Origin of the sequence: Okeania sp. SIO2F4 (assembly GCF_010672385.1) — a bacterium.
In the GTDB taxonomy this organism is placed as follows: Bacteria; Cyanobacteriota; Cyanobacteriia; order Cyanobacteriales; family Microcoleaceae; genus Trichodesmium.
In genome coordinates, this window is record NZ_JAAHGT010000892.1 from 1 (window position 1) to 3,999 (window position 3,999).

The window sequence follows — 3,999 nt, forward strand, 5'->3', positions numbered from 1 at the left end:
GCCTCTCCATTCATGGAGAAAAAGCGGTCGTTTCGCGGAGCAGTCTGTTAGGATGGGATGGCGAGGTCTCCTCGCTTGCCTCCCATCGACCAAGACAGCGGTCGTTTCGCGGAGCGACTTGAATTGCGGAGCTCTCGGTAAGGATGGGATGGCGAAGAAACTTCGCCATATTCAATCAACCAAGATAAGAAAAAAATTCCGGTAGTCTGTCAAGGAAGTGTGGTCCGGGTGGGAAGTATGGGGAGACGTCCGAAAGTAGGAGGAATAATTGTACCTGTATCTTTATTATGCAAGTTTGCCAGCCGTCCTAACTTTTTAGTCGCTCAAGCTGAAAAATTTGTACTTTTTGCCCTCCAAAAATGCTAAAATGTTTATATATTAGTGCTTTAAGATTATATTTGCCAGCCAGACTTACCTATCCCACACTTTGTTGATGCACAACCAAAATTCCTTTTAGGTAATTCTCTTCTTTATTAAGAAGAGCTAATAATTATTAATTATTAATTGTTGAAGCCACTGACTCAGTTAAAATCTGTTTTCACAATTGCTTGAGGTTGAATCACCATAATCTTAAACCTAAGAATTACAAGCTACAAACTCCTTTAATTATTGCTTTTTACTTTGTTGTTTTGCTAACTCTTCCTGATGTAATTCTCTATCTTTAATTGTTAGAAGTTCTGGTATTGTCACAAATTCATAACCCTGCTTTTTCAAACCAGCAATAATATTGGGTAGAGCTTCTACAACATGACCTCTTGGACCACCACCATCATGTAGCAAGACAATTCCACCATTACTTGCTCTATTCAAAACTTTTTTGGTAATTTCTGGAGCCGATCTATAATACCAGTCAACAGAATCAGCAGACCACAAGACTACAGTGTGTTTCCGTTCTTTCGCATAGTCAGCTAAACCATTTTCTAGAACGCCACCAGGAGGTCGAAATAGGTTAGTAGTCCTACCTGTGATTTTGTATATAAGGTCTGCTGTACGTCCAATTTCACTTTTGATGCGGTCTGGATTCATTTTACTCTTTTTAGAAGGGTGGTTCCATGTGTGATTAGCAATAACGTGACCTGCTTCTACAATTTTTTTGCCTATTTCTTGACGTACGTTTAAATGTTGGCCGACTACGAAAAAAGTTGCTTGAATGTTATGTTTTTTCAGAATATCTAATATTTGTTCTGTAGTTTTGTTCCATGGACCGTCGTCAAAAGTTAAGGCAATAACTTTTTGTTTGTTTTTCAGAGTAATATTTTTAACTGTTTTTCCTTGAAACCTTTTTGGCACACTAAAATCAAAGGTTTTTAATTCTAATTCCCTGAGTTTCTGTCGAGTTGTATTAATGTTTTTGGCAAGGACGGAACTAATTTTAATTACTTCTAATTGGTTTTCTTTGTTATTTGCTGGTTGATTAATTGTATTTGTAGTTATTGCTGTGCTTGCTGTTGTGGTTGCTTCTGGGTTCGCCCATATATCTAGGGGGAGTAGAATCCCTATTAAAAAACTGCCACTAGCGGCGATGATTGTTGCTAAAGATTTTCCTTGTCTAGATAATACATTTAAGTTTGTCATTTTTTTCTATTTTCTACAGATATTTGAACTTTAGGGTATTATTTATAAATTTTGAAAAGTTAATTTTTTTCATGTTTGGGAGGATTATAAGTAGATTAAGCTCAAAAAAGAGGTTGGATATTTAGCCTTGAAGAAGTCATAAATCATAAGTGTTTTAGCTCCGCATTCGGTAGGAAATCAGAAGTTAAAGTTAGTGGGAGATTGTCACTAGCCACTAATTTTCCATCGCTAAAATGAAATCTATAGCCGGGGTCTTAAACTCTATTTATCCATCTATAAGTAGAAACTTTTAACCGAAAATTATAATAGAACAAACTTCTGATTTATGACTTCCTATTTATGACTTCGAGTGCAGCAATAAAACGCCTTAAGGTATTGATATAACTGACTAGCTAATTTACGTTTAATACATAACTTACAAAATTGAGAGCGTTATACTTACTTTGATTATTACCATTAAGTAATAGCCTCTTTGAGATTCTTATAAATATATATAATATTTTTATTTGTTTGTCATAAATTTTTATCCTGACTTAAATTTAACTAATCTTATTTACTCCGTATTTTCTGGAGTTACTCAAATGTTTTGTTTGTATATATCGACAATTTTTTGAGTAACTTCAGCTATGCTTAAACCATCTGTACTAATTTCCATAGCATCTGAAGCTTTTCGCAGGGGAGAAATTTCCCGGTTGCTATCTTTTTTGTCACGACGAATAATATCTTTTTCTACTTCTTCTAAGCTGATATTCGTTTGACCTTTCTGCTGTAACTCTAGTAATCGCCGTCGCGATCGCTCTGTTACGGAAGCTGTTAAAAAAATCTTGACTTCAGCATTCGGAAATACATGGGTACCAATATCTCGTCCTTCTGCTACTATCCCTCCTTTAGTTCCAAATTTTTGTTGTTGTTTTACCATAAAATACCTGACAGTAGGCTGGGCTGCAATAGCTGAAACATTATTTGTTATTTCCCTACTCCGAATTTCTACTGTGACATCCTGGCCATTGATTATGACATGACTATTTTCTGGCCCATTAAAGCTAATTTGGCATTGACTGACTAATTCTGCTACTTGGGCCTGGTCTTCAACTGGCACACCAGCTTGTAATACCATCCATGTTACGGCCCGATACATTGCCCCTGTGTCCAAGTACAAAAGTCCTAGATTTTGTCCTACTAATTTGGTGACTGTGGATTTACCAGCACCAGCAGGCCCATCAATGGCAATTATGGGTTGACGGTTTCTCAAGAGTATATTATCTATTAAACGGCAAGAGCCAATATAAGCAGCGATCGCTAATAAGCCTATATTTTGAATATTTTCTAAAGGTTGTAAAGTCTCAGGATGAACTATTTCTAGATATTCTAGTTTTACTGTTGGTTGAGATGCTAATTTTTCTTTAACAGCATTTTGGATTTTTTTGAGAATATTTGGTGTATCTCGATTCTCTAAAAATATTTGTCTACCATGACAAAGAGAAGTATAAAGTATGGAAGCTTGTTGTTTTTGTTCAGGAGTTAAATATTGATTGCGAGAACTAATAGCTAATCCTGAAGCTTCGCGAATTATTGGGCAGGAAACAATATTAATTGGCAAACTTAGGTCTTTGACTAATTGCTTAATAATTGCTAACTGTTGAGCATCTTTTTGACCAAAATAAGCATTATTTGGCTGAACTAAACTTAATAATTTAGTGACAATTGTTGCTACTCCCTGAAAAAATTTAGGTCGAGAAACTCCACACATAATTGATGTCATGTGAGAGGGAGGAACAACTGTAGTTGTAGAGTTTTGAGCATTAGTTGATAGGTCATTTTCCATACCCATTATTTCAGGACTGGGAGCAAAAATTACATCTACTCCTTCTTGTTCACAAATTTTTTTATCTGCTTCTAACTGTCGAGGGTATTGTTGAAAATCTTCCGTAGGAGCAAACTGTAAAGGATTAACAAAAATACTGACAACTGTAATTTTATTCTCTTCTTTTGCACGTTTAATTAAGCTTAAATGTCCTTCGTGCAAAGCTCCCATTGTCGGAACTAAACCAATAGTATAGAGAGATTTTTGTTGCTCAGTTTGTAGTAAATTTAAATAGCACCGCAAACCTGCAATAGTTGTAAATAAACGCATTTTTTTTGACAAATATAATAAGTAAGCAGATTCAAGAAGTTAGAAATCAGAAGTCTGTTAAGCAGGTACACAAAATTAATTACACATTTTGTCAGACTGAATCCTTTATACTGTAAACCTCACATAAAATTAGGGTAGTTCAACAATTAATAATTAATAATTAATAATTAATAATTACCTCTCCTTGAAAACGGATAGGATTGACTAATTATGAAAAATTTTTTCTTCTCAAGGGGAGATTGGAGGCCAGCGTTTGCCTAGCGTCCCGGAGGGAACGGAGATCTCGCCAT

Annotated in this window: 3 protein-coding genes; 1 reads left to right on the plus strand and 2 read right to left on the minus strand. The window is 35.4% G+C overall.

Features of this window, described 5'->3' with window-relative positions:
- Positions 1-237: 237 nt before the first annotated feature.
- Positions 238-366 carry a hypothetical protein gene (locus tag F6K22_RS34565; protein WP_293108852.1) on the plus strand — a complete coding sequence of 43 codons (129 nt, stop codon included), beginning with the start codon at positions 238-240 and terminating at the stop codon, positions 364-366.
- Positions 367-606: 240 nt separating this feature from the next.
- Here F6K22_RS34565 and F6K22_RS34570 read toward each other — a convergent pair whose 3' ends face one another.
- On the minus strand, positions 607-1,575 hold the full coding sequence (locus F6K22_RS34570) for a polysaccharide deacetylase family protein (RefSeq protein ID WP_293108854.1): 969 nt from the start codon (positions 1,573-1,575) through the stop codon (positions 607-609).
- A 577-nt stretch (positions 1,576-2,152) separates the two neighbouring features.
- A complete protein-coding gene (locus F6K22_RS34575) occupies positions 2,153-3,709 on the minus strand; it encodes a bifunctional pantoate--beta-alanine ligase/(d)CMP kinase (RefSeq protein WP_293108857.1) in 1,557 nt (518 codons plus the stop codon).
- Between the last annotated feature and the right edge of the window lie 290 nt (positions 3,710-3,999).

What these genes read in the sequence shown, in the direction of transcription:
- F6K22_RS34570 (WP_293108854.1), bottom strand. Translation starts at nt 1,575, where the DNA reads ATGACAAACTTAAATGTATTATCTAGACAAGGAAAATCTTTAGCAACA.
- F6K22_RS34575 (WP_293108857.1), bottom strand. Translation starts at nt 3,709, where the DNA reads ATGCGTTTATTTACAACTATTGCAGGTTTGCGGTGCTATTTAAATTTA.
- F6K22_RS34565 (WP_293108852.1), top strand. Translation starts at nt 238, where the DNA reads ATGGGGAGACGTCCGAAAGTAGGAGGAATAATTGTACCTGTATCTTTA.